Source organism: Halalkalibacter oceani (genome assembly GCF_023715705.1).
Classification (GTDB): Bacteria; Bacillota; Bacilli; order Bacillales; family Bacillaceae_D; genus Halalkalibacter; species Halalkalibacter oceani_A.
Genome location: NZ_JAMBOS010000001.1, coordinates 168,996 through 195,158 on the forward strand (window position 1 = coordinate 168,996; position 26,163 = coordinate 195,158).

Annotated in this window: 22 protein-coding genes; all 22 read left to right on the forward strand. The window is 48.4% G+C overall.

The window, feature by feature from the left end; all coding sequences use genetic code 11:
• The first annotated feature begins 51 nt into the window (after nucleotides 1–51).
• The 22 genes from bshC (at nucleotide 52) to M3212_RS01030 (ending at nucleotide 26,093) form a co-directional block, all read left to right on the forward strand.
• On the forward strand, nucleotides 52–1,671 hold the full coding sequence (bshC, locus tag M3212_RS00925) for a bacillithiol biosynthesis cysteine-adding enzyme BshC (protein WP_251192048.1): 1,620 nt from the start codon (nucleotides 52–54) through the stop codon (nucleotides 1,669–1,671).
• A 153-nt stretch (nucleotides 1,672–1,824) separates the two neighbouring features.
• The gene (gene mraZ, locus M3212_RS00930; protein WP_251192049.1) at nucleotides 1,825–2,256 is read left to right on the forward strand and encodes a division/cell wall cluster transcriptional repressor MraZ; all 432 of its coding nucleotides are present in this window, start codon (nucleotides 1,825–1,827) and stop codon (nucleotides 2,254–2,256) included.
• Between the two features lie 43 nt (nucleotides 2,257–2,299).
• Entirely contained in the window at nucleotides 2,300–3,232 is a 933-nt protein-coding gene (gene rsmH, locus M3212_RS00935; RefSeq protein WP_251192050.1) for a 16S rRNA (cytosine(1402)-N(4))-methyltransferase RsmH, read from the forward strand.
• A 14-nt stretch (nucleotides 3,233–3,246) separates the two neighbouring features.
• Nucleotides 3,247–3,600, forward strand: a complete 354-nt coding sequence (gene ftsL / locus M3212_RS00940) for a cell division protein FtsL (protein WP_251192051.1) — start codon at nucleotides 3,247–3,249, stop codon at nucleotides 3,598–3,600.
• Nucleotides 3,601–3,753: 153 nt separating this feature from the next.
• Entirely contained in the window at nucleotides 3,754–5,952 is a 2,199-nt protein-coding gene (locus M3212_RS00945) for a penicillin-binding protein (RefSeq protein WP_251192052.1), read from the forward strand.
• Nucleotides 5,953–6,049: 97 nt separating this feature from the next.
• Entirely contained in the window at nucleotides 6,050–7,969 is a 1,920-nt protein-coding gene (locus tag M3212_RS00950) for a stage V sporulation protein D (protein WP_251192053.1), read from the forward strand.
• Between the two features lie 79 nt (nucleotides 7,970–8,048).
• Complete coding sequence (locus tag M3212_RS00955; protein ID WP_251192237.1) at nucleotides 8,049–9,512, forward strand: UDP-N-acetylmuramoyl-L-alanyl-D-glutamate--2,6-diaminopimelate ligase; 1,464 nt, start codon at nucleotides 8,049–8,051, stop codon at nucleotides 9,510–9,512.
• Nucleotides 9,506–10,891: a UDP-N-acetylmuramoyl-tripeptide--D-alanyl-D-alanine ligase gene (locus M3212_RS00960; RefSeq protein WP_251192054.1), complete on the forward strand. Its 1,386-nt coding sequence runs from the start codon at nucleotides 9,506–9,508 to the stop codon at nucleotides 10,889–10,891. Before M3212_RS00955 ends, M3212_RS00960 begins: the two co-directional genes overlap by 7 nt.
• Entirely contained in the window at nucleotides 10,885–11,859 is a 975-nt protein-coding gene (gene mraY, locus M3212_RS00965; RefSeq protein ID WP_251192055.1) for a phospho-N-acetylmuramoyl-pentapeptide-transferase, read from the forward strand. The genes M3212_RS00960 and mraY overlap by 7 nt, the downstream gene beginning before the upstream one ends.
• A 1-nt stretch (nucleotide 11,860) precedes the next feature.
• On the forward strand, nucleotides 11,861–13,216 hold the full coding sequence (gene murD / locus M3212_RS00970; RefSeq protein ID WP_251192056.1) for a UDP-N-acetylmuramoyl-L-alanine--D-glutamate ligase: 1,356 nt from the start codon (nucleotides 11,861–11,863) through the stop codon (nucleotides 13,214–13,216).
• Nucleotides 13,217–13,790: 574 nt separating this feature from the next.
• A complete protein-coding gene (gene spoVE, locus M3212_RS00975; RefSeq protein ID WP_251192057.1) occupies nucleotides 13,791–14,891 on the forward strand; it encodes a stage V sporulation protein E in 1,101 nt (366 codons plus the stop codon).
• A gap of 230 nt (nucleotides 14,892–15,121) precedes the next feature.
• On the forward strand, nucleotides 15,122–16,210 hold the full coding sequence (gene murG / locus M3212_RS00980) for an undecaprenyldiphospho-muramoylpentapeptide beta-N-acetylglucosaminyltransferase (RefSeq protein ID WP_251192058.1): 1,089 nt from the start codon (nucleotides 15,122–15,124) through the stop codon (nucleotides 16,208–16,210).
• 61 nt (nucleotides 16,211–16,271) lie between these two features.
• Complete coding sequence (gene murB, locus M3212_RS00985; RefSeq protein WP_251192238.1) at nucleotides 16,272–17,201, forward strand: UDP-N-acetylmuramate dehydrogenase; 930 nt, start codon at nucleotides 16,272–16,274, stop codon at nucleotides 17,199–17,201.
• A 76-nt stretch (nucleotides 17,202–17,277) separates the two neighbouring features.
• Nucleotides 17,278–18,060: a cell division protein FtsQ/DivIB gene (locus M3212_RS00990; protein ID WP_251192059.1), complete on the forward strand. Its 783-nt coding sequence runs from the start codon at nucleotides 17,278–17,280 to the stop codon at nucleotides 18,058–18,060.
• Nucleotides 18,044–18,760, forward strand: a complete 717-nt coding sequence (locus M3212_RS00995) for a DUF881 domain-containing protein (protein ID WP_251192060.1) — start codon at nucleotides 18,044–18,046, stop codon at nucleotides 18,758–18,760. The genes M3212_RS00990 and M3212_RS00995 overlap by 17 nt, the downstream gene beginning before the upstream one ends.
• Nucleotides 18,761–18,764: 4 nt before the next feature.
• Nucleotides 18,765–19,472 carry a DUF881 domain-containing protein gene (locus M3212_RS01000; protein ID WP_251192061.1) on the forward strand — a complete coding sequence of 236 codons (708 nt, stop codon included), beginning with the start codon at nucleotides 18,765–18,767 and terminating at the stop codon, nucleotides 19,470–19,472.
• Nucleotides 19,473–19,476: 4 nt separating this feature from the next.
• Complete coding sequence (locus M3212_RS01005) at nucleotides 19,477–19,833, forward strand: small basic family protein (RefSeq protein WP_251192062.1); 357 nt, start codon at nucleotides 19,477–19,479, stop codon at nucleotides 19,831–19,833.
• 194 nt (nucleotides 19,834–20,027) lie between these two features.
• On the forward strand, nucleotides 20,028–21,305 hold the full coding sequence (gene ftsA, locus M3212_RS01010) for a cell division protein FtsA (RefSeq protein WP_251192063.1): 1,278 nt from the start codon (nucleotides 20,028–20,030) through the stop codon (nucleotides 21,303–21,305).
• Between the two features lie 39 nt (nucleotides 21,306–21,344).
• Complete coding sequence (gene ftsZ / locus M3212_RS01015; RefSeq protein ID WP_251192064.1) at nucleotides 21,345–22,478, forward strand: cell division protein FtsZ; 1,134 nt, start codon at nucleotides 21,345–21,347, stop codon at nucleotides 22,476–22,478.
• Nucleotides 22,479–22,904: 426 nt separating this feature from the next.
• Complete coding sequence (locus tag M3212_RS01020; protein WP_251192065.1) at nucleotides 22,905–24,158, forward strand: lactate racemase domain-containing protein; 1,254 nt, start codon at nucleotides 22,905–22,907, stop codon at nucleotides 24,156–24,158.
• Between the two features lie 122 nt (nucleotides 24,159–24,280).
• Nucleotides 24,281–25,324, forward strand: a complete 1,044-nt coding sequence (locus M3212_RS01025) for an Ldh family oxidoreductase (RefSeq protein WP_251192066.1) — start codon at nucleotides 24,281–24,283, stop codon at nucleotides 25,322–25,324.
• Nucleotides 25,325–25,397: 73 nt separating this feature from the next.
• The gene (locus M3212_RS01030; protein ID WP_251192067.1) at nucleotides 25,398–26,093 is read left to right on the forward strand and encodes a GntR family transcriptional regulator; all 696 of its coding nucleotides are present in this window, start codon (nucleotides 25,398–25,400) and stop codon (nucleotides 26,091–26,093) included.
• Nucleotides 26,094–26,163 lie beyond the last annotated feature (70 nt).

A 26,163-nucleotide genomic window follows, 5' to 3' on the forward strand; every position in this document is an offset into this window, starting at 1 on the left:
TTTTGCTATGATGAGGTAAGAATTTAGCAATACGAAGGGACGTCTTTACATATGAGAGTTGGAGAAGTGAATCTTTCATCCGGGTCCGGCTTTTTGAAAGATTATCGTGAAGGGAAGGAGCGATGTTTGCCTTTTTTAGACTATGCTTTTCTTGATCGAGAAAAGTATAAGCAAAGAGCGGCAGAGCTGCTTTCCCGTTCTTTTCACAGGGAGCAGTTGGCTGAATACTTTACGGAAGTTCATGCCCAGCTGTCTTATCACGAAGAGGCCGCTCAACAAATTGAAAAGCTGAAACAAGCCAACTCCCTCGTTGTCGTAGGGGGGCAGCAAGCAGGTCTGTTGACGGGACCGCTTTTTACTGTGTATAAAGCGATGTCTGTTTTGCTTATCGCAAAGCAGCAGGAAAAAGAGCTTGGGCTTCCAGTCGTCCCTGTGTTCTGGATTGCCGGTGAAGATCATGACCTTGACGAAATACGATATGTCTATATTGAAAAAAATAAAAAGTGGAAAAAACATATGCTGGACGATGGTGGGGCGGCTAATTCAGCGTCTAAGCTGCGACTCGAGCAAAAGCAGCTGAGGCAGTGGCTGCGGACGGTCGTCGCTTCCTTGCCGGAAACCGCCTATACAAAGACACTCCTTGGGAAGCTTGAAGGGTTTCTTGAGGAAGGAATAACCTATGTCAGCTTCTTTCAAAAGGTAATGAACTGGTTTTTCGGTCATGAAGGGTTATTGCTGCTCGATGCTCATGATCCGCTGCTTCGCCGGTTGGAGATTCCTTACTTTGAACGGCTGATCGAGGAAGTTGAGGACGTTCAAGCCGCCCAGAAAAGGGGAGCGCAAGCCTTTGCTGAAGCGGGTTACGGCACCCCGGTTGTGACCGAAGCAGAAAATGCCCATCTCTTTCTCGAAGTGAATGGCGAGCGGAAGCGACTCGATTATCAGGATGAGAGCTTTGTCGTGCGCGGGAGCAAGTTGCGTTTTTCAAAGCGTGAGCTGCGCGAGCTTTTGCAGCAGGAGCCGGAGCGCTTCAGCAACAATGTCGTGACGAGACCGTTAATGCAGGAATGGCTGCTGCCTGTGCTTGCTTTTGTCTCGGGTCCTGGTGAATTATTATATTGGGCTACCTTAAAGGAAGTTTTTCATCATTTTGATTGGAAGGTGCCGCCCGTCATCCCGCGTTATCAGGGAACGATCGTTCCGTCCGCAGTTCAGAAATGGCTCGACCAGTTTGATTATGAAATTGAACCATTTTTAAGCGGCGGTATGGAGCAGATCCGTGAGACGTGGTTAGCCGAGCAGAATCCTTATCCGGTTCACGAAGTTGCACAACAGGTGCGTGAGCAAATGCTGAGCTATCATCGTCCATTGCGGGCGTTGGCCGAAGAGATGGATGTCACATTGGCAGCGCTCGGTGAAAAAAATGCTCTGATTATTGAGGATCAACTGAAGTTTTTAGAAAAAAGAATGGCACATTTCGTTCGACAACAGCATGAACATATGCTTGAAAAATTTGCCGAGGCAGAGCGGTGGCTGTTCCCGCTGCAGCATCCGCAGGAGCGGGTCTTTCATCCGATTTTATTTGTGAATTTGCTCGGGATTGAGGAATTTCGCCGATTATTGTCGACTAATGTAACTTTAGATATGAGACATAAGCTCTTTTATTTGTAAATAATTGTTTCTTTTTTCTGTCGGAAGAATGAGAACGAAAAAACTTGCTTTTTATAAGCAAGTTTTTTTTGTGGAGAAAACAAAATTTACAGTGGTGCTAAGTGGAGGGTTGTGGTAACTTAAGGGTAGGAAGTGGGGGGAGTTGGATTCGGGATGTTTATGGGGGAGTATCACCATAACGTAGACGAAAAAGGGAGAATGATTATTCCGGCTAAATTTCGCGAAGGTCTCGGATCATCATTTGTGATGACGCGTGGACTGGATCGATGTTTATTTGTCTATCCTCCTGAAGAATGGCGGAAGCTCGAAAACCAACTGAAAGAATTGCCCTTTACAAAAAAAGATGCGCGGGCGTTTACTCGTTTCTTTTTTTCAGGCGCAGCCGAATGCGAACTGGATAAACAGGGAAGGGTAAATATTGCTTCTCCTCTGCGTGAGTTTGCTCAATTGGAAAAAGAGTGTGTGATTATCGGAGTGTCAAGCAGGGTGGAAGTGTGGAGCAAGAAAAATTGGGAAACGTATTTCGCTGAATCCGAGGATTCATTTAGCGAAATTGCCGAAAATATTGTTGATTTTGACCTCTAAATAGCAGGAAGAGGATCATGGTTTCAGTCATGGAGGTGATGAATTGTTTCTACATGTAACAGTCTTAAAGCAAGAAGCGGTAGACGGGCTGGATATTAAGCCTGATGGTATTTATGTTGACTGCACGCTGGGCGGAGCCGGACATTCCGCGCTAATCGCCTCGCAGCTTTCACCGCAGGGTCATTTATATGCCTTTGACCAGGACGACAAAGCGCTGGAGGTTGCCAAGGGACGTTTAGCGGAATTTGAAGGGCGCGTCACCTTTATCCGCAGCAACTTTCGCTTTTTGAAGCGGGAATTACATAAGCATGGTGTAACGGGCGTTGACGGTATTTTATTTGATTTAGGTGTTTCTAGTCCGCAGCTGGACGAAGCTGAACGCGGCTTCAGCTACCATCAGGATGCTGAACTGGATATGAGAATGGATCAGACGGCTTCCCTGACCGCTTTTGAGGTGGTGAACGAGTGGTCCTTTGAACGGCTCTATTCGATCATTGCCAGATACGGCGAAGAGCGCTTTGCCAAGCAGATCGCGCGGAAGATCGAGGCTTATCGGGAACGAAAAACGATCGAAACGACCGGAGAACTGGTCGAGATCATTAAAGAAGCGATTCCGGCACCGGCCCGACGCAAGGGGGGGCATCCGGCGAAGCGGACCTTTCAGGCGATCAGGATTGCCGTGAATGATGAGCTGGGTGCATTTGAGGAAGCGCTGGAGGATGCGATTTCGCTGCTTAACAAAGGCGGGCGTCTCTCCGTCATTACCTTTCATTCACTTGAGGATCGTCTTTGTAAGGAAATCTTTAAGGAGAATAGCAAAGGCCCTGATTTACCACCAGGTCTCCCGGTTGTTCCTGCTGGGTATGAACCGGTCCTGAAGCTTGTCAACAAAAAGCCGATTGTCGCTTCGGAGGACGAGCTGCAAGCGAATAACCGCGCGCGCTCTGCAAAACTCCGCGTAGCAGAAAAACAATAACAAGGAGGGGTTCGATGAGTATGGTTGCACGTAAGTATCAAGAGCAAAAGCAACAGCAGGTTCAAACGAAAACGCGTGTTCGCCGGGTGCGAATGAATGTTACCTTTGGCGAAAAACTAATCATTGGTTTCATAGTCGCCTGCACCTTTCTTATGGTAAGTATGATTGTACATAACTACGCGACGATTTACGGGACGAATCAGGAAGTGTACGAGCTGGAAGCGTTGATTGCTGAACAGGTCCAGCTGAATGAAGGTCTCTCCCTACAGGTAGTGGAGCTTAGCGCGCCTGACCGGATTCTCTATCTCGCATCTGAGGAACTCGGAATGACATTGGATGACAATAAAGTGAAAGTCGTGAATAACTAGCTCTTGCTACAGGGCTAGTTTTTCCTCGTAAAAGGAAGAAGCGCGGATGTAGAAATCGATAAAATATAGCGGTCCTCTTAGCCGAATGGCAGGAGGGCCCTGGCTCCGCGCAGGTGTTTTTCGAACATCACGTTATGGGATGAGGTGAGTAATTTGGAAATTAAGCGGAATGTGATGAATAAGCGGGCGGTTGTTCTTTTGTTATGTGTGCTGGTCATTTTTGTTGTATTGGTGGGCCGGTTTATCTTTATTCAAACAAGTAAGGAAGTAAACGGCACGGATCTGGAGGCTCTCGGTAAGGATCGTTGGACGCGTTCGCAAGTATTAAAAGGGGTCCGGGGGACGATTTATGACCGTTCCGGCGGTGTGCTGGCAACGGAGCTGAATTCTTATACCGCTTTTGCGATTCTGGACGAGGAGCAGCGAAGCTATGTCAAGGACCCGCGCGCCACGGCGGAAAAGCTTTCACCGTATATTAATATGCCGGTTGACGAGTTGACCTCCCTACTTTCCTCCGACCGCTTTCAGGTCGAGCTCGGTTCAGGGGCGAAAAATATGACGCATGAACGAATGGAGGAAATCAGTTCCCTCCAGCTTGAAGGGATATTTTTCAGAGAGGAACCACGGCGTTACTATCCGAAACAAACGTATGCTTCGCATGTTATCGGCTATACAGAGCGTGATATGGCGACGGCGCGAATGGGGCTTGAACGCAGCCTCGATGAGCAGCTTCGGCCAACGGACGGCGTGATTCAATATCAAAGTGACCGCAAAGGGATTCCGCTGCCTGATCCTAAGCAGACCATCACCCCGGCAAAGAACGGTCACGATGTCTATCTAACGCTTGATTCCAACATTCAAACCGCGCTAGATCAAGTCATGACGAAGGTTGAGGAGGAATACAGCCCGGAGAAGATGATCGCGATTGTGGCCGATCCGAAAACCGGAGAAATTCTGGCAATGAGTAATCGGCCGAGCTTCAATCCGAATCATTATGAGGATATTACAAATTATACGAATTATGCTGTCTCCGACCGGTTTGAGCCTGGCTCAACGGTAAAGATGTTCACATTGGCGGCGGCGATTGAAGAAGGGGTATATAGAGGCGAAGACACGTACCAGTCCGGTCGCTATCAGATCGGTCCTGATTCAATCCCAGATCATAACGGCGGCCGCGGCTGGGGCGTCATCACGTATAATGAAGGGCTTTTGCGTTCCTCGAATGTTGCCTTCTCGAAGATCGCGCTCGAGGTGCTCGGCAGGGAAAAGCTGTATGAGTATTGGCAGCGCTTCGGATTCTATGAGCCGACGGGAATTGATTTGCCGAATGAGGCTACGAGTTTAATAGCTGATCAGTACCGAATTGACGCGGCAACAACCGCTTTAGGGCAGGGGACTGCGCTGACACCGATTCAGCAGATTCAGGCGGCGACAGCGATTGCTAATGAAGGAAAGATGATGAAGCCTTATATTATTGACCGGATCGTCGACCCGAATACGGATACAGTTGTCCAAAAAAATGAACCTAAAGTAGTCGGTGAGCCAATTTCCGCAGAAACGGCTGCTGAAGTGATTGACTTGCTTGAGCAGGTTGTCACCTCACCAGCGGGGACAGGCCGCCCTTACTATTTGGAAGGGTTCGATGTCGTCGGGAAAACAGGAACGGCGCAAATCAGAAACGAGGATGGTTCGATCATCCGCGGCCACGGGGAAAATATTTTCTCATTTCTCGGGATGGCACCGAAAGAGGATCCGCGTGTCATGGTTTATGTAGCTGTCAAGCGTCCTAATATTGAGAACTATGAGGTTGGCAGTGAGCCGACGGCAATGATTTTCAATACGATAATGAAGCACAGTCTGCAATATTTAAACATTACACCGACGTTGGAAGAAATCGAAGAAGAGATCGCGACAGGCTATGTGACGAATCAGTATGTAGGTCAGCCACTTGCAAAGGTTCAAGAGGAAATGACTGCGGAGGGGATCGAGCCGGTCATCCTCGGCAATGGCGGGACGATTACTGCCCAGCAGCCGGTGGCAGGGAAAGGCATCCTGCCGGGAGAGAAAGTAATGCTGCGGACAGATAGTGAACAAGCGACGATGCCGGATATGACAGGCTGGTCCAATCGCGACGTGCGAAAGTTTGCCGAAGTAATGGGGATGCGGCCGACGATTTTCGGTCACGGCTTTGTGACGACGCAAAATGTTGAGCCTGGAAGAGCGATAAATGAAGGAGATTTCTTTGTCATTGAACTTGCGCCTCCGAGTCGGGATGTAGAAGCAGAGGAAACCGGTGAGGAAGATGAGACGAGTGAAGGGGAGCAGGAAGAGCTGGAAGGTCAAATTGAATAATCGGTAAACTGATCGAGACAGGTGTCCCTCCGTGCTGTTCTAATCATCTGCGTACAAGCATACGCTGATACAAGAACAGAGATACGGGGGGATCATTGTGCGAGTGTCGAATGTAACAGTACGAAAACGCCTTATTTTTGTGCTTTTTGCTGGACTTGCTGTCTTCTTTATCATTGGACTGAGACTTGGATATGTGCAATTTGCGCTGGGCGACTGGTTGACCGATCGGGCGGAGGACTCCTGGAGCCGCGATGTTCCGTTTGAAGCGAAAAGGGGAGAAATTCTTGATCGGAATGATGTTGTGCTCGCTACAAATGTAAGTGCTCCCTCAATTCTTGTCGTGCCGCGCCAAGTCCAAGACCCTGTCGAGACAGCGGAACAGCTGGCTGCGGTCTTGAATATGGACCACAAAAAAGCATATGAACTGGTCACAAAAAAGGAATCAATCGTCCGGATCAATCCGGAAGGACGGAAAATTACGAAGGAAAAAGCAAGTGAAGTGCGCGCCTTGCGTTTAGCCGGTGTCTATATTGCCGAAGATAGTAAAAGGCACTATCCATTTGGCAGCTATCTTTCCCACGTGCTCGGCTTTGCCGGGATTGACAATCAGGGCCTGACCGGCCTTGAGCTGTATTATGATGAACAATTAAAAGGGGAGAAAGGGCATGTTTCCTTTTTTTCGACAGCGAAAGGTAACCGGATGCCGAATTTAGCTGATGAATATACGGCTCCGGTTAACGGGCTTGACATGAGGCTGACGATTGACAGCAGGGTGCAGACGATCATCGAGCGGGAGCTCGATATAGCGGAAGCAACCTATAACCCGGACGGGGCGATTGCAATCGCGATGAATCCGAATACGGGAGAAATACTTGGGATGAGCAGCCGCCCGCATTATAACCCGGAAGAATTTCAGGAGGTCCCACCGGAAATTTATAACCAGAACAAGCCTGTCTGGATGCAGTACGAGCCAGGATCAACCTTTAAAATTATTACATTGGCCGCCGCACTGGAAGAAGGGGAGGTCGATCTGGAGCGCGACACATTCTATGATCCGGGCTATATTGAAGTGTCAGGAAGAAATTTGCGCTGCTGGAAAAAAGGCGGACATGGACAGCAGACGTTTTTAGAAGTCGTCCAGAATTCGTGTAACCCGGGCTTCGTCGTCCTGGGAGAACGGCTTGGTAAAGATCGGCTCTTTGATTACATTGAGGATTTCGGTTTTGGTGAAAAAACAGGAATTGATTTACAGGGGGAAGGTACCGGGATTTTGTTTAATCGGGAAAACGTCGGCCCGCTTGAGCAGGCGACGACCGCTTTCGGCCAGGGGGTGGCTGTAACACCGCTTCAGCAGGTCACTGCCGTGTCCGCTGCCATCAATGGAGGCTATTTGTACCAGCCTTATTTGGCGAAGGAATGGATCGATCCGCTGACAGGAGAAATCGTCGAGGCTCAGACACCGACAGCAAAGCGCCAGGTAATTTCCGCGGAAACATCAGAGAAGCTACGATACGCGCTGGAAAGTGTAGTCGCGCTTGGTACGGGGAAAGGAGCCTTTGTTGATGGCTACCGCGTCGGCGGGAAGACGGGAACCGCGCAAAAAGCCAAGGATGGGCGTTATTTGGAAAATAACCATATCGTCTCGTTTATCGGGTTTGCCCCTGCCGATGACCCGCAAATCGTCGTCTATGTCGCGGTTGATAATCCGAAGGACACCCTGCAATTTGGCGGAATTGTTGCGGCGCCAATTGTTGGAAAAATTATCGGCGACAGCTTGAGAGCGATGGGGGTCGAGCCGCGTGAAACACAAATTGAAAAAGAGCTTGTCTGGAGCGATGAACCGTTGATTGAGGTGCCGGATCTAATCGGGAGAACGAAAAGAGAGATCTTCGATTCCTATTATGAGCTGCAGCTCGAAGTGGAGGGTGAAGGGCAAAATGTACTGGCCCAGTCTCCCGAGCCGGGCGTAAAAGTGACAACAGGATCGACAATCCGCCTTTATATGGGTGACAAATAGAGAGAGAACGTCTAAAATAATCCTAGTGTGCACATGCCAACTAGAGTGCGAAATGATGGATTGAGAGGTTTTGGACATGATGAAATTAAAAGATTTAATAGCACCGTTACGGTTTCAGGCCAATGAGATCACGGAAAACCCGGTTGTCCATTCTTTGGAGATGGATTCAAGGAAGGTAACAGCAGGGACGGCTTTCTTTTGTGTGAAAGGCTATACGGTTGACGGGCATGATTATGCGAAGCAGGCTGAGGAGCGCGGGGCGGTGGCGATCATTGCGGAACGGCCGTTGCCGGTTTCGGTTCCCGTTATTATTGTCAGTGATACGAAGCGGGCAATGGCTCAGCTTGCCTGCCATTTTTATGATAATCCGACAAAGAAACTAAAATTGATCGGTGTCACCGGCACAAACGGGAAAACAACGGTCACTCATCTGCTTGAGCAAATCATGCAGGATGACGGAAAGAAAACAGGATTAATTGGAACGATGTATACAAAGATTGGAAACGAGCAGTATGAAACTAGAAATACGACGCCAGAATCGCTTACGCTTCAGCAGCTGTTTGCTGAAATGGCAGAGGCCGGGGTCGATCGGGCGATGATGGAGGTTTCTTCCCACGCTCTGCATCAGGGGAGAGTGCGCGGCTGTGATTTCGACGTCGCCGTCTTCACTAATTTAACTCCGGACCATCTTGATTATCATGATACGCTTGATGCCTATTTATACGCAAAGGGTCTTTTATTTGCTCAATTAGGAAATACGTTCAGTGATAAGGTTGCCGTCCTCAATGCCGACGATGCCGCTTCACAGGAGCTTGCCAGAATGACAGCAGCAACCGTCGTCACGTACGGGATTAAGGAACAGGCTGATGTGAAGGCGACGGACATCCGTATTTCGGCATCAGGGACATCCTTCCGGTTAACGGCCTTTAACGAGGAAGTGACGGTTTCGATGCGGCTGATCGGGATGTTCAGCGTTTACAATGCGCTTGCCGCTGCGACGGCCGCTCTCGTACTCGGAGAACCGCTTGAAAAAATCAAAGCGAGCCTCGAACAGGTGAAAGGCGTGGCCGGGCGGTTTGAAACGGTGGATGAAGGGCAGGATTATACGGTTATTGTCGATTACGCCCATACACCCGACAGTCTTGAAAATATATTAAAAACCGTGCGTGAATTTGCGAAGAAAGACATGATAGCGATCGTCGGCTGCGGCGGTGACCGGGATCGGACAAAGCGGCCAGTTATGGCCAGAATCGCTGTTGACTATGCGAGCAAGGCTATTTTCACCTCTGATAATCCGCGCTCTGAGGAGCCGGCAGCGATCATTGCCGATATGGTGACCGGCGTAGAAGAAGGGACGTATGAGGTGATTTTGGACCGGGAAGAAGCAATCAAACGTGCGGTGGCGGAAGCCGGGACGGGAGATATCGTCATTATTGCCGGAAAAGGGCATGAAACATACCAGATCCTAAATGGCAAAACGATTCACTTTGATGATCGCGAAGTAGCGAGACGGGCGATAAAGGAGCGGATGTCTTCATGTTAAGTCCAGCTTTATTACAAGGGCTGTTCGAGTCCACCAGATTAGAGGCAGAGGAGCGGGAAGAAGGCTTTCGTTCTGTTGCGACCGATACGCGGAAGCTGGAGCCTGGCTCCTTGTTTGTTCCGCTCGTCGGCGATCGCTTCAACGGTCACGACTTTCTGCTTCAGGCAATAGAAGGGGGAGCGGCAGCGTCATTATGGCAAGTGGATTATCCATTGCCTGAGCAGCTGCCCGATGACTTTCAGCTCTATTTTGTCAAGGATACGCTCGTCGCGCTGCAGCAGATGGCCAAAGCCTATCGCCAACAGGTTGATCCGGTCGTGATTGGAGTGACCGGCAGCAACGGCAAAACGACGACAAAAGATTTGTTATTTGCTGTTCTTTCTTTGCACAAGAACACATATAAAACACAGGGAAACTATAACAATCATATTGGCTTGCCATTAACGATCTTAGCGATGCCAGCAACATGTGAGTACCTCATTTTGGAAATGGGCATGAGCGGCTTTGGCGAAATCGCCTTATTAAGTGAAATCGCCCGGCCGGATGTGGCAATCGTGACCAATATCGGCGATTCCCATTTAGAGCAGCTTGGCAGCCGGGAAGGGATCGCCAAAGCTAAAATGGAGATTGTGACAGGACTGAAAAAAGGCGGCAGTGTGATCATTGACGGAGATGAGCCGCTGCTCGAGCCTTACCGGGAAAAGGCGACTTGTACGGTCGGCTTCTCTGAGCAATGTGCCGCCACTCTAACAGAGGTGAAAGGAAGCCAGGCAGGCTATTCTTTTGTATTTGCTGATCTTGGCCACTTTTCACTGCCGTTGCTCGGTGAGCATAATGTAAAGAATGCCGGCTTCTGCATTGCGGCAGCGCACCAAATTGGCGTGCCACAGGAGGTGATCCGGCGCGGACTTGAGTCTGTAGCCTTAACGGGAATGCGGCTTGAGAAGCAGCGGGGAAAGCTGGGAGAGCTGATTATTAATGATGCGTACAATGCAAGCCCGACCTCAATGATGGCGGCAATTGAAACGGTCAAAGGATTGCCGGGGTTTGAAAAAAGGATAGCCGTTCTCGGCGATATGTATGAGCTTGGAGCCGATGAGGAAAGGCTGCATCGAAAGGTAGCCGAAGTGATTTCCGAACCGCTGACCCACCTTATTTGCATTGGCGAAAAAGCACGGTGGATCGCGGCTGAAGCGATCAAAAGTACCACGGCAGGATTGGTCATTCATTGGGCACGCTCGAAGGATGAAGCGGCCGCTTACATACGAACACTTGCTGATGCCAGAACGGCGATTTTGTTTAAAGCATCAAGAGGAATGAAATTGGAAGATGTGATTGACGCTTATCAGACGATAGAAAGGGGGAATGATGAATGCTAGAGCGCGTATTATTGCTGACATTAGTTTTATCATTTGTCATCGCAGTCATTCTATCGCCCCTTTTTATTCCGTTTTTAAGAAGGTTGAAATTCGGGCAAAGCATCCGGGAAGAGGGTCCGAAATCCCATCAGAAGAAGAGCGGGACACCGACAATGGGAGGAATCGTGATCGTTCTTTCCATTCTGTTTGCCTCCTTGTTTATTTCGCTGCGCTTTTTGGCGTTCAGTCAGGAGATCGCCCTTCTTCTGCTCGTAACGGTCGGCTTCGGACTTGTTGGGTTTCTTGACGACTATATTAAGGTAGTCAAAAAGCGGAATTTAGGGTTGACCTCGAAACAGAAGCTTGCCGGTCAACTGCTGATTGCCATCCTGTTTTATTTCGGTCTCAGACAAATGGGATTGTCGACGGAGGTAGCGATTCCGGCGACGTCGCTTTCGCTTGACTTCGGCTGGTTTTACTTGCCGCTTGTCATCGTGATGCTCGTCGGCGCATCGAACGCCGTTAATTTGACCGACGGACTGGACGGATTGCTTGCGGGTACAGGAGCTGTCGCCTTTGGTGCATTTGCCGTTTTGGCCTGGAATCTTGAACTGATAGATGTGTCGATCTTTAGTGCGGCCGTTGTCGGTGCAGTGCTGGGCTTTCTTGTATTCAATGCTCACCCGGCTAAAGTGTTTATGGGTGATACCGGTTCGCTTGCTCTTGGAGGAGCGTTGGCGGCGATCGCGATTATGACGAAGCTGGAGATTTTACTGATTATTATCGGCGGGGTCTTTGTGATTGAAACATTATCGGTCATTATTCAAGTTATTTCATTTAAAACAAGAGGAAAGCGTGTTTTTAAAATGAGTCCGTTGCATCATCACTACGAGCTATCGGGTTGGTCAGAATGGCGGGTTGTTGTCACCTTCTGGTTTGTCGGGATGGTCTTGGCGGTCATTGGAATTTATATAGAGGTGTGGATGTAGCATGAAATCAGCTGAGCAATTTCAACAAAAGAAAATACTGATCCTCGGCCTGGCCAAAAGTGGTGAAGCGGCAGCTCGTCTTTTACTGAGACTTGGAGCTGAGATCGTTGTGAATGATGCGAAGCCCTATGACGAAAATGAGCAGGCGAAGCAATTGGAACGGGAAGGTGTGTCGGTCGTTTGTGGCGAACACCCATTGTCGTTATTAGACGAGGGCTTTGAGCTTATCGTCAAAAACCCGGGCATTCCTTATACGAACCCGATCATTCAGGCAGCGCAGGCAAGAGGAATAGAAGTCGTGACAGAAATTGAGCTTGCTTACGCATTGAGCGAAGCGGAAATTATTGCAATTTCTGGTTCAAACGGTAAGACGACAACGACGACCTTGGTTTATGAAATGCTGCAGGGCGGAGCGCGCACACCGTTGATCGCCGGCAATATTGGGACGGTAGCTTGTGAAGTCGCTGAGCAGGCGAGCGCGGACGATGTTCTCGTTCTTGAAGTCTCAAGCTTTCAATTGCAGGGAACGACATCCTTTAAGCCAAAAGTGAGCGTCCTGTTAAACCTGTTTGATGCTCACCTCGATTATCACGGCACGAAGGAAGCTTATGTACAGGCGAAAGCAAAAATCACCGCAAATCAGACGGAAGAGGACCTTTTTGTCTATAATGCCGATGATCCGCTTGTCGCGGCGGTCGCGGCAACAAGCACGGCCCGGCTGCTGCCGTTCTCGCTCAAGCGCGAGCTTCCGGAAGGCGTCTCCTGTCAAAATCAGGTCATCTCGTATCGGGGCGAGACGATTATTCATACCGATGAGATCGTCTTACCGGGCGCGCATAACATTGAAAATATTTTGGCGGCGATTGGAGCAGCTCTCAGCATGGGTGCACAGAGAGAGCAAGTCGTTAAGGTGCTGACTTCTTTCAGCGGTGTCGCCCACCGGCTTGAATTTGTCCGGGAAGTGAATGGCCGACGCTTTTATAATGATTCGAAAGCGACGAACATTCTTGCCTCGCAAAAAGCATTGGAGGCTTTTGAGCAGCCGATTATTCTGCTTGCCGGCGGTCTTGACCGCGGCAATGAATTTGACGAGCTGATTCCTTCGTTGAAAAATGTTCGTACGCTTATTACGTTCGGTGAAACGAAGCATAAGCTCGCCAAGACGGCGAAAGCGGCCGGAATCGAAACGGTTCTGTTCGCTGAATGGGTGGAAGACGCGGTGAAGAAAGCGTATCAGCAATCCGAGGAAAATGATGTGATTCTGCTGTCACCTGCCTGCGCGAGCTGGGATCAATACAAAACATTTGAAGAGCGCGGCAGCCGTTTCGCTGAAGCGGTTATGGCCCTTCACGGCTAAATTCGAAGTGGGATCTCTTAAAGGGGAGAAAAAAGCCTTTATAGGAGCAGCTGCTGAAAAAGTACGATTTTCACTTTTTCAGCAGCTTTTTCGTCATGATTTTTCAGGGGTCTCTTAGGCATCAGCGCATATGAAAGGATAAAAGGTTGCAGGTGGATTTGAGGAGGAGCATCGGCTCCGCACGCCGCTACTAAGAAAACCCGCATAGCGTGTAAAAACTATTGGGATAACTCAATGAAGGGCGTCGGCTTCGCGCGTTACGCTCTCGATGAAAGGCCCCAGCTTACATCGAGAACAAAAACCGTTGTAACGGCTCCGCACACCGCTACTAAGAAACCCCGCATAGCGTGTAAAAACTATTGGGATAACTCAATGAAGGGCGTCGGCTTCGCGCGTTACGTTCTCGATGAAAGACCCCAGCTTTCATCAAGAACAAAAACCGTTGTAACGGCTCCGCACGCCGCTACTAAGAAACCCCGCATAGCGGGTTTTCTTATGGGACATGTTTTGCTTTGTCCACGCATACATTTAAGGTGAGACCTGACTTAAATTGCGGTGGATTGAGGTGTTTTCAGTGGCCAAATCAAAAGCAACACCTGATTATGTATTATTTGCAACCACGATAGCTCTTCTCGTCATTGGGCTAGTGATGGTCTACAGTGCCAGCGAAGCCTGGGCGACATATCGTTTTGACGATTCATTTTTCTTCGCCAAGCGCCAGCTTTTCTTCTCAAGCGTCGGAGTTGTGGCGATGCTGTTCATGATGAAAGTCGACTATTGGACATGGCGGACATGGGCCAAGCTGATTTTGATCGTTTGTTTTTTGCTGCTCGTAATCGTTCTGATCCCCGGAGTCGGTTTGGTGCGGGGCGGGGCAAGGAGCTGGCTCGGGGTAGGCGCATTTTCGATTCAGCCATCGGAGTTTATGAAGATGGCGATGATCGTCTTTCTTGCCAAATTTCTGTCTGAAAACCAGAAGAAGATTGTCTCATTTAAAAAGGGGCTTCTTCCCTCTCTGTCTCTTGTGTTGCTCGCCTTTGGCATGATTATGCTTCAACCCGACCTTGGCACCGGAGCGGTGATGGTCGGCACATGTGTGATCATGATCTTTGTTTCCGGAGCGCGGTTAAGCCATTTTTTATGGCTTGGCCTGCTCGGAGTAGCGGGGTTTGTCGCCCTGATCGCCTCAGCTCCCTACCGGATTCAGCGGATCACTTCATTTTTGGATCCGTGGTCCGATCCGTTAGGAAGCGGCTTTCAGATCATTCAGTCGCTATATGCGATCGGACCAGGCGGACTGATGGGGATGGGGCTCGGTGAAAGCAGGCAGAAATATTTTTATTTACCAGAGCCGCAAACCGACTTTATTTTCGCGATTTTGGCCGAGGAGCTCGGCTTCATCGGCGGGGCAATTGTTCTTTGCTTATTTGGAATTTTACTGTGGCGCGGCATTCGGATCGCCTTAGGGGCGCCGGATTTATTTGGCAGCTTCCTTGCGGTTGGGATTATTTCGATGGTTGCGATCCAGGTGATGATTAATATTGGCGTTGTCACCGGGCTGATGCCGGTAACAGGGATCACATTACCTCTGCTCAGCTATGGCGGCTCATCATTGACGTTGATGCTTGTCTCGTTAGGCGTGCTGCTAAATATCAGCCGGCATATCCGGGTGTGAACAGGTGTGGCAAAAGGGCTGCTTTCCCTTGTGCCACACCTGTAAGCGGTGAGAGCGAAATGAGGTTGCAGCCCGCGATGCAGGTTCACAGCCTTTTGACATCAAACAATGAAAATCGAAAAGATTACATAGGTTCACGGTATAATCCAAGTTATGTTCGTGATAAAATGGAAATAGTGGATACAATGGGAATCTGCTTTGTGCTTGAATTATACAGTTGGAGGTAACGGATGAAAGTAGTTGTTAGCGGTGGTGGAACCGGGGGTCATATTTATCCGGCTCTCTCATTAATAAATGAAATTAAAAAACAAGATCGCGATGCGGAGATTTTATACATAGGAACAGAGAAAGGGCTGGAAAGTGAAATTATACCGCGCGAGAACATTCCGTTTCAGACGATTCATATAACGGGGTTTAAACGGAAGGTGTCATTTGATAACGTCAAAACGATTATGAGATTTTTAAAAGGAACGACGCAGGTCAAGAAAATGCTTAAAGCGTTCAAGCCCGATGTCGTGATCGGCACCGGGGGATATGTGTGCGGGCCTGTTGTCTATGCGGCGGCGAAAATGGGCATCCCGGCGGTAATCCATGAACAGAATAGTGTACCTGGGCTCACGAATAAATTTTTAAGCCGCTACGTTGACCGGGTGGCGATCTGCTTTGAAGAAGCGGGACAGTTCTTCCCGAAAGAGAAAGTGATCTTTACCGGAAATCCGCGGGCGTCCGAAGTCCAGAATGTAAACCGCAGCGCCGGCCAGCAGTCACTCGGTCTTGATCCGTTAAAAAAGACGGTGCTGATTGTCGGCGGCAGCCGTGGAGCGCGGCCGATCAATGACGCCTTTCTGTCAGTGATTGAGAGCTTTTCACAAAAGCCATATCAGGTTGTCTATGTAACCGGAAGCGTGCATTTTGATGCTGTCGGCGAGGCGGTAAAAGGGAAGCAGCCTGATAATGTCGTCATTAAGCCATTTATTCATAATATGCCCGATGTGCTCGCGGCTGTTGACTTAATTGTCGCGCGGGCCGGGGCGACGACGCTTGCCGAAGTTACGGCGTTGGGCCTGCCGAGCATCCTGATCCCAAGTCCGTATGTGACGAACAACCATCAGGAAAAAAATGCGCGTTCGCTTGCGGAGAATGAGGCGGCGCTTGTTCGCAAGGAGCAGGAGCTGAGCGGAACGACGCTGCTTGAAGATATTGACCGCATTCTGACCGATGAAACGAAGTGGAACAGTATGCATGCTGCCGCGAAAGAACTCGGTGTTCCGGATGCGGCCCGGCGGCTGTATGATGTCCTGAGCGAGGTTTCACGATAACCTGGGCAACAGCATACAAATAGAAGAGATTGTGCGACGAATGAAATGAGGGATGAACATGATAAAGCAACTGATAGAGCTGATGGAGCAGGAAGAGCTTGGTTTGATCAAACAACAGGAACCATTGGCCAATCATACAACATGGAAAATAGGGGGACCGGCCGACGTCTTAATTGAGCCGTACAGCCTGGACGCATTGAAACGGCTGATGGAGGTCATTGCAGAGCATGACGTTCCGTGGCGGGTCATTGGCAGAGGCTCCAACCTGCTTGTCGCCGATGACGGAATTGAAGGGGTTGTGATTAAGCTTGGCAAAGGGCTCGATGAGCTGACGGTTGATGGTGAACTGGTCCGGGCTGGGGGCGGCTATCCGCTTATAAAACTTGTCACTGTGATTAGCCGTCAAGGGTTAAGCGGACTGGAATTCGCCGGGGGGATTCCCGGCTCAGTCGGCGGAGCGGTGTTCATGAATGCTGGTGCGCACGGTTCCGACATTTCGCAAATTTTGACGAGAGCGCGGGTTTTATTTGCCGATGGACGGCTGGAATGGATTGCAAATGAGGAGATGGATTTCTCGTACCGGACTTCAAGGCTGCAAAAGGAAAAAGGAATTTGCCTTGAGGCTGAATTTGCATTAACGCGCGGAGAAAAAACGGAAATTGTGAAAAAAATGCAGGCGAATAAAGATTATCGCCGTGAATCCCAGCCATGGAAGCATCCGACTTGCGGCAGTGTGTTCCGCAATCCGCTCCCGCAGTATGCCGGGCAATTGATTGAGGAATCGGGCTTGAAGGGCTATCAAATCGGCGGCGCGCAAATATCAACGATGCACGCTAATTTCATCGTCAATTTGGGAGACGCGACAGCACAGGATGTCCTTGATCTCATTGCTCATGTGAAGGCGACAATTAAAGAGCGCTATCAGATTGAACTGCATACCGAAGTGGAAATGATCGGGCGCAATGAAAGAAATGAAAAGTCCACTTTTTAAGCGTAAGGATATGTTACAATAGGTGTGAGCTCAACGAGACAAAAAGCGGCTGAAGGGACAGAACGGGGAGTGAATCATGAGTAAGGAAAAGGTTGTAACGATAAATGAACGGATTCCTACGCTGAAAGAACAGCGGAAACAGCGTGCTAACAGGCGCCTGCTGTTTTTTTTATCCTTCTTTTTTTTGTTGCTTCTTGTTATGGTTTATTTCCAGTCGCCTCTTAGCCATGTGAAGAATGTAACGGTCGAGGGAAACCAGTTTGTCAGCGATGAGAAAGTAGTAGAATTAAGTGGAATCAAGGGCGGGACAAGCATTTGGAATTTAGATAAAGCGGCGATCATCGACCGGCTGCTGGACGATGATGAAATTTCGGCAGCGTCTGTCGAGCGGAAATGGTTTAATACCGTCAATCTTGTCGTGCGTGAGCATGCGAGAATCGGCTATTTGTATGCGAATGAGCACTATTATCCGATTCTTGAAACAGGGCGCTATTTAGCTGAACTGCCGAGACAGGAATATCCGGCTGACGCGCCGCTGTTGATGAATTTTGAGCAGGGAGAGGCGCTTGCGGAAATGGCGGCCGAACTGTCCAAAGTTCCTCCGCAATTGATTGAGCGCATTTCGGAGATTTTTTTAACACCGAATGAAAGTGATCCGCTTGCTCTTGTCTTATATATGACTGATGGGAATGAGGTTCATTCCACCATCAGGGGATTTTCAGAAAAAATTGCCCCTTATCCCTCCATTGTAAGTGATCTTGATCCAGAAAAAAAAGGAATTCTTCATATGCGGATGAGTCCTTATTTCGAGGAGTTTGTGGTAGAGGAGGAGGAAGACGACAGTGAAGGTGAAGGGTAAACATATTATTCTATCCTTCGTCTTACTTGTGACCGGTTTTATCATCGCTTTAAGCTATGAATTAACATCTGAAAGCCGTTCTGCTGCTATACCGGGCTATGAGCGTCAATGGCAGTATGAGGATGATCTGAGAAATCAGATCATTTTGGAACAGGCAGCGAATAGATCGCTTGCCGAGGAATTACGTTTGTACCAGGAACAGGTGCGGGAGCTGGAGTATAGCTTATCGTCAATAGATGAAGAACAAGAGGCGAAGACGAGAAATTTACTTGAGGATCTGGAGCGGCTCCGCAAAATTGTCGGCCAGGTTCCGGTTGAAGGGCCGGGGATTGAAGTCGCATTGGAGGATGCCTCCTACATGCCGGACGGAGCGAATCCGAATGATTATATTGTTCATGAGTTTCATATTCAACGGGTCGTCCACGAGCTTTATGTCGCCGGAGCGGAAGCGATTGCGATAAACGGGTACCGGCTTTCACATCAATCCTACATTCAATGCGTTGGCCCGGTGATCCGTATAGACGGCCATACATCGTCAGCGCCGTTTGTCGTCACGGCGATAGGGGACCCCGACCACTTAGAAGCAGCGCTTTCGCTGTATGGCGGAGTGAAGGATCAGCTAGTGAATGATGAAATCAGTGTGCGGATGCAGAAAAAGGACTATGTCTTGTTAAGCCCTCATTTAACAGAGGGAAGGTGATGAGTTGCAACAGAAATGGATCTTTACGATTATCACGTTTCTAATTGGCTTTATGCTGGCGATTCAGTTTCACACAACACAGGAACCGGTTGTCAGAGATACGCGAGATGTCCGGGAGCTGCGCCGCGAGCTGATGGCGGAGCAGGAAAGACATCAGCAATTAAATAGTGAAATCGAGAAAGCGCAGGCGCTGCTTGCGCAATATGAACAGACACTTCACAATCGGGAGGACGATATTTCGGATGTGCTGTCCGAACAAATTGCCGCCTTGCGCAAGGAGGCCGGCCTGGAAGAAACGGTCGGACCCGGCCTGATTGTCACAATTGATTCACTTTATCACGAGCAGTTTTTTGGACAGGCGAGAAGAACGCCTCCTGCGGATGTTTTCCGTTTTTTAATCAATGAATTAAATATTTACGGCGCCGAAAGCATCGCGGTTGAAAATGAGCGAATCATCTCAACGTCGGCCTTTCGCGATGTGAACAACATGACTCATTTAAATAGCAGACGTCTTCCACCACTTCCAATTGAAGTAAAAGTACTATCTGAAAAGGCGGAAACGCTCCAAAATCAGATGGTTGTTTCCGAATCAGTCGAATATTTTGAGATAGAAGGCTTCTCGGTGACGTTCGAAATAGTAGAAGAGTTGGAGCTGCCAGCCTACGATCAAACACCAAGGGTGCGCTACATGGAGGAAGTGAAGGAGGAATAGAAGAATGTGGTTGCCAATCATTGGGCTTTTAATTGGGATTATTTTAGGTCTTATGACGGATTTTCGCGTGCCAGCTGAATACACGAGCTATTTATCAATTGCTGTCTTGGCGGCGTTGGATACATTATTTGGCGGGATCCGCGCTTATTTGCAAGAGACATTTGACTCAAATGTGTTTGTGACAGGTTTTTTCTTTAACATTCTCTTGGCAGCAGGTTTAGCTTTTCTAGGTGTTCATCTTGGTGTAGACTTATACTTAGCAGCTATTTTTGCTTTCGGTGTTCGTCTTTTTAACAATCTTGCAGTAATTCGACGGATGCTGCTGGCGAATTGGCAGACAAAGCAGCATCATAATGAGTAATGAAATAGAAAAGTGAGCATAAAAACAAAAAATTAAGAAAATCAACGTTTTGAAAAGGATAACAGAGTTCTATGTTGAATAAGTCTAGTAACCTCGCGGATTTTAGCTAGTCACGCAGGTACATGTAAAACGAAAAGACGAAATCATATAGAGCTTGATGGAATGAACGTGAGTACACAAGGAGGTGCCACAGATTGAACAACAACGAGATTTACGTAAGTTTGGACATCGGTACATCCAATGTCAGAGTGATTATTGGGGAAATGTCAAATGGAACAATGAACATCATTGGAGTCGGAAAAGCCGGATCGACCGGTATTAAGAAAGGCTCCATTGTTGATATTGATGAAACAGTGCGCTCGATACGTCAGGCGATTGATCAGGCGGAGCGGATGGTGGGGCTTTCTATTAAACAGGTGATTGTCGGCATCAATGGCAATCATGTGCAGCTCCAACCGTGTCATGGAGTGGTGGCTGTTTCAAACTCGGATCGGGAAATCGGCGACGAGGATATTGCACGCGTCATTGACGCCGCCCAAGTTGTATCCGTTCCACCCGAACGAGAAATCATTGATGTCATCCCTAAACAATTTATCGTGGACGGCTTGGATGAAATTAATGACCCACGCGGGATGATCGGTGTACGGCTTGAAATGGAAGGAACCATTATTACCGGATCGAAAACGATATTACATAATCTTCTTCGCTGTGTTGAGCGGGCAGGGCTGCAGGTCGCTGATATTTGTTTACAGCCGTTGGCGACAGGTACGGTTGCTATTTCCAAGGATGAAAAGAGCCTCGGTGTCTGCCTGGTTGACATAGGCGGAGGTTCTTCGACAATTTCAATATTTGAACAAGGTACATTGCAGGCGACATCCGTTATTCCGGTTGGTGGAGACCATATTACAAATGATATTGCCATCGGTTTACGAGTTTCGACAGATGAAGCAGAGCGCATTAAAGTCAAGCATGGTCATGCGTATATTGATGATGCTTCAGAGGACGAGCATTTTCAAATGACGGCGATCGGCCGTGCTGAAGCGGAGGATTGTACGCAGTATGAGCTGGCTCATATCATTGAACCAAGAGTCGAAGAAATTTTTGAATTGATTTACCGTGAAATTAACCGTCTTGGTTACCGTGATTTTCCGAGCGGCTATGTGCTGACAGGAGGAACGGTGATGATGCCAGGAATACTGGAGCTTGCCAGTGAGCTTTTCCAGGGCAATGTACGAATGGCCATGCCTGATTATCTCGGTGTCAGAGAGCCCCAGTATACAACGGGGGTTGGCCTCATTCAGTTTGCTTATAAAAATTTCAAAGTGCAGGGCCGGGAAGTGGCAGCAGCTGTCAGTTCTCCCGACTCCACGCCTCCTCCAAAGCGGGAGAAGCAGGAGACGTCAGCTCCTTCACAAGCAAAACAAAAAACTAAAGGAAAAGTGAAAAACTGGTTTAAAGTCTTTTTTGAGTAGTGACGACAGATACACAGTCTGATTAGGAGGACCTTATATATGTTAGAGTTCGAAATGGATATGGATCAATTAGCACAGATAAAAGTAATTGGCGTTGGCGGCGGTGGCAGCAACGCCGTCAACCGAATGATTGAGAACGGTTTGCAGGGCGTCGAATTTATCGCTGTGAACACGGATGCCCAGGCTCTTCATCTATCAAAGGCTGAGGCAAAGCTGCAGCTTGGCGGAAAGCTGACGCGAGGTCTTGGTGCCGGGGCAAACCCTGAAATTGGCAAGAAGGCTGCCGAGGAAAGCCGCGAGCAGCTTGAAGAAGTATTACAAGGTGCTGATATGGTATTTATTACAGCCGGAATGGGCGGTGGGACCGGTACGGGTGCTGCTCCTGTCATTGCAGAGGTCGCCAAGGATCTCGGCGCGCTGACAGTAGGGGTTGTCACGCGTCCGTTTACGTTTGAAGGCCGCAAGCGTTCGACTCAGGCTGCTGCCGGAATTGCATCTTTAAAAGAAAAGGTTGACACACTAATTGTGATCCCGAATGACCGTCTCTTAGAGATTGTCGATAAAAATACACCGATGCTGGAAGCTTTCCGAGAAGCTGATAACGTGTTGCGTCAAGGGGTACAAGGGATCTCCGACCTGATTGCAACACCTGGATTGATTAACCTTGATTTCGCCGATGTAAAGACGATTATGAGCGATAAAGGCTCGGCCTTAATGGGAATCGGTATTGCCACTGGGGAAAACCGTGCCAGTGAGGCGGCGAAAAAGGCCATCTCCAGTCCGTTGCTTGAGAAGTCGGTTGATGGCGCCCAAGGTGTGCTGATGAATATTACTGGCGGCTCCAATTTGTCTCTATACGAAGTGCATGAAGCAGCGGAAATTGTATCGGCAGCCTCTGATTCTGAAGTGAACATGATTTTTGGTTCGGTTATTAATGAGAATTTGAAGGATGAAATTCTCGTTACAGTTATTGCAACGGGCTTTGAAGAAGTAGAAAGCAAGCCGCATCAGCGACCTTCCGCTCCGAAGCCGGTGAAAGGCACGCCATCCTCATCACATGATGAAGGAGTAAAGGAAAACCGCTTCAATCAGCCAAGTCAGCCGGCACCTGAGCCGACAGACACGCTTGATATACCAACCTTTTTACGCAACCGCCGCAACCGGAACCGTTAAAGAAAACGGGATGGACACGGTGAAGAGGAAAAAGCTCCGCCTGCTTAGCTGGAGCTTTTTTCTCTTATAGATAATATGATTTCAGGCTCTTAATCATTTTTCCAAATGGCTGCACTTCGATAAAGCAGGCCGGCAAAAGCGTAACTTTACGGGATTATCCGTCGAAGTTGCGTTTTTTTGTATGGAGGCCGCTTGAAAGAAGGCTTGCGGGTTTATGGAGGCTTCGACCTAAAATGGAAGAGAAATGAATTTTTTGAATTGACAAACATCTTTTATTCGTCTTACAATATAAATGTAATATAATAAAACAGGAAAGGAGCGGAACGATCTAAGTAGAATCGGCAGAGGCTGTTTGGCAGGAGAAGCACAATAGCAAAATTGCCACCATCCGCAATAGAATGAAAGCGCTTTTTTGGGAGGGGAGTCATGAAGGAAATAGAGGAATTGCTAGATCAAGTGCCATTACCACGAATGGTGAAAATAAGGCAGCATTTTGAAGCGCCAGAGATAAAAGAGATTGCCAAGGCCGTCGATGATGCTGTCGCCAAGGCGGAAGTCAGCGGGCGGATACAGCAGGGTGATCAAGTTGCGATCGCGGTCGGCAGCCGCGGTGTCGCGGAACTTCCTGCAATTGTCAAAGCCATCGTCACATTGGTCGAAAGCTTAGGGGCATTTCCTTTTATTGTGCCGGCGATGGGAAGTCACGGCGGAGCGACCGCTGAAGGGCAGAAAGAAGTATTAGCTGATTTAGGCATCACAGAGGAGACTGTCGGGGCGCCAATCCGCTCAAGTATGGAAGTGGTAGAAGTTGGGGAATTAGCGAACGGTCTGCAGATTTATACAGATAAGCTTGCTTACAACGCTGATAAAATCATAGTAATAAACCGGATTAAGGCCCATACAGCGTTTGACGGCCCCTTTGAAAGTGGTTTAATGAAGATGATCACGATCGGACTTGGGAAGAGAAAGGGAGCAGATTCCGCTCACCAGTTTGGGTTCGGCCATATGGCAAAGCATGTTCAGGAAATGGCGGAAATTGTCCTGAGGAAGGCACCGATTATTTTTGGGGTAGCATCGATTGAAAATGCCTATGATCGTCCGGCCCGGATCGTGGTCGTGCCGGCAGAAAAGCTGGTGGAGGTCGAACCGGAGCTTTTGCTTGAGGCCAAATCATTGATGGCGAGGCTGCTGCTGAACCCAATTGATGTTCTTGTCGTCAATGAAATAGGCAAGGATATTTCCGGAAGCGGGATGGATCCGCAAATTACCGGACGCTATCCTACACCGTTTAAAAAAAGTCCAACCGGTACAAGAGTTAGCCGGGTTGTGGTGCTTGATTTAACGGAAAAAACACATGGAAATGTGAATGGAATCGGGTACGCCGACGTAACGACAAAGAACGTTTTTGATCAAATCTGCTGGGAAAAAGGCTACTTTAATGCGTTGACAAGCACGGTCGTCAAAGCAGTCAAAATACCGATGTTTCTTCGGACTGAAAAGTTAGCTGTTCAGGCCGGGATTAAAACGTGCAATGCGTTCGATCTGTCGCAGGTCCGGCTTGTCCGGATTAACAATACGCTCGATGTCGAGGATATCTGGATTTCAGAAAGCATGCTGCCTGAAGCAAAACAGCAGAATGGAATCGAAATATTATCGGAACCTGAAGAATTGACATTTTAGTACGGCATGTAGAGACCAGCTGACCTCATTTGAAGGGGTATAAGCTGAGCAGGAAGGAGTCAAATTGACCATTGTGATATATCATATATGAAAAAACGAGAAAATAAGTGAGGAGAATGCCTATGTACCGTATTAGCGCCAAGGAGCTGACAGCCTTTTGCAAGGAGGTACTTATTGCCGCCTCTTTGCCGGAGAGCGAGGCGGCGGTGATTGCAGAAAGTCTGGTAGGAGCGAATGAAATTGGGGTTGACTCTCATGGAGTAACGAGATTATCAGACTATCTTACACGGTTGGAAAAAGGGTTGATTGAGAATAAAACAAATCTAGAAGTGATCAAAGACTCCAAAGCGACAACTTTATATGATGCTCATAACGGCTGGGGACAATATGCCGGCAAAATCGCGATGGAAAAAGCGATTGAAAAAGCAAAATTGTACGGATTCAGCATAAGCGGAGTCAGAAATTCGAATCATTTTGGAACCGCCTCCTTTTTTGCAAAAATGGCGACGGAAGCAAACTGCCTCGGAATCGTCATGACAAACGCTTCTCCCTTAATGGTTGCCTGGGGGGCGCGAAACCCGACATTAGGAACAAATCCGCTATGTATCGCTGTACCAACGAATGAGCATCCTGTTGTCCTCGATATGGCAACGAGCACCGTCGCCAGGGGGAAAATAACGCTCGCTTCCAAAAACGGAGAGAGTATCCCTGAAGGGTGGGCGATCACGAAAGACGGAAAACCAACTACTGACGCGCAGGATGCATTGGACGGTTTTTTATTGCCATTCGGTGCCAAAGGCTCTGGACTGGCGATGATGATTGACATTATGACCGGCGTGATGACAGGGTCCCTGTTTGGGGAAGATATACCGCTCATGTACAGCGGGAGTGAACCGCAACAGCTAGGTCATATTTTTATCGTATTTGATATTGAACGGTTTATGGATATTGCTTCATTTAAGAAGCTGATGGATGAACGGATCAGACAAACAAGAGAGGGTTCGCCGGCAGAGGGATTTCAGCAGGTGTTGATGCCGGGCGATATTGAACAGATGAAAAAAGAGAGGGCCGATCAGGAAGGAATCACCCTCAGTGAAGCGATCTTTCATGAGTTGTCCGAGCTTGGGAAGAACTATCAAGTTCCTTTTTTACAGAACGATTTTTAGCAGCTGCTTAAAAGGGTGAACACTGATATATCAGATATGAAATTTTTTAGAAGGTACATAGGAGTGGTGGAGGATGCGCTTTGAAGAAATGATAAAACAGGCCAATTTAAAAACAAGAAACATTAAATCGTTACGGGATGTTGCCCTGGAGTTTTTACGGGAAGCGATTTTTTCCGGACATTGCAAACCGGGAGATCATCTCAAGGAACGGGAGCTTTCGCAAATGCTAGGGATCAGTACCACCCCTGTAAAAGAAGCACTTAGAGTACTGAGCTATGAAGGATTAGTCGTAACGGTCCCGCGCAAAGGGACGTATGTATCCGAATTGGTGGATACGTCGATCGAGGAGTTTATGATGTTAAAAGCGATTTTAGAAGGATTGGCTTCGAGGCTGGCAGCATTAAAGATCACAGAGGATGAATTAAAGGAATTGGAAGCGCAAGTAGCGATTATGAAGCAACTGACAGAAGCAAAGGAAGCGGAAAGATTGCTGAAGGTGAATTTTAACTTTCACATGAAGATCAGGGAAGCCGCAAAAAATCCAATTTTGCTGCAGACCGTTAATAATGTCAGAGCCTTTGATAATGCCTTTCGAAAAAGAGCTTTAAAGCATGACAGTGAAGTCGCAGAAGGATTCAGCGAGCATTATGACATCTATCAGGCGATTAAGGAACGAGATCCCGACGCCGCAGAAGAAGTAATGAAAAAACACATTATGAGGACAGCAGCCAATGTCTTAAAGCAAAAAGACAACTGCGATTCAACCTGAGATGGGGGTGATAAGCCAACAGACATCTTAAGCCGTAATAGTTTACCATTTCCTGAAAAAACATGATCAT